The organism is Bradyrhizobium sp. TM233 (assembly GCF_036247965.1).
GTDB lineage: Bacteria > Pseudomonadota > Alphaproteobacteria > Rhizobiales > Xanthobacteraceae > Bradyrhizobium > Bradyrhizobium ottawaense.
The window spans coordinates 1-723 of the sequence record NZ_BTIG01000090.1 but is presented as its reverse complement, the minus strand read 5'-3'; the positions used below and the strand labels follow the sequence as shown (position 1 = coordinate 723).

Genomic DNA, 723 nt, shown 5'->3' with positions numbered 1-723 from the left:
GATCCAATCTAGGTTTCGAGCCCGGGTTCTGATTAAATCAAGCTTCTGATCAAATCAGACCTCCCGGCTCGGGGGATAGGCAGGCGCGTCGCGCGCCGTTCCGGTGGATGACATTATGGCGGCAGTGATCAAGAAGGTCGGCGTGATCGGCGCGGGTCAGATGGGCAACGGCATCGCGCATGTCGCGGCGCTGGCCGGCTTCGACGTGGTGCTCAACGACGTTTCGCCTGATCGCCTCAAGTCGGGCATGGCCACCATCAACGGCAATCTGGCGCGCCAGGTCTCCAAGAAGGCCGTCTCCGAGGACGACAAGGCCAAGGCGATGGCGCGCATCACGTCCGCCGAGAAGCTGGACGACCTCGCCGACTGCGACCTCGTGATCGAGACCGCGGTCGAGAAGGAAGAGGTCAAGCGCAAGATCTTCCACGAGCTCTGCGCGGTGCTGAAGCCCGAGGCGATCGTTGCCTCCGATACGTCCTCGATCTCGATCACCCGGCTTGCCGCCGCCACCGACCGGCCCGAGCGCTTCATCGGCATTCACTTCATGAATCCGGTGCCGCTGATGGAGCTGGTGGAACTGATCCGCGGCATCGCCACCGACGACCAGACCTTCGAGGCGTCCAAGGAATTCGTTGCCAAGCTCGGCAAGCAGGTCGCGGTCTCCGAGGATTTCCCGGCCTTCATCGTCAACCGCATCCTGCTGCCGATGATCAACGAGGCGAT

Annotated in this window: 1 protein-coding gene; it reads left to right on the top strand. The window is 62.7% G+C overall.

All coding sequences use genetic code 11. From position 1 onward, the window contains the following. Window positions 1-115: 115 nt before the first annotated feature. Window positions 116-723: 3-hydroxyacyl-CoA dehydrogenase NAD-binding domain-containing protein (locus AABA86_RS33690; protein ID WP_338309807.1), on the top strand; the 608-nt coding region annotated here is incomplete at its 3' end.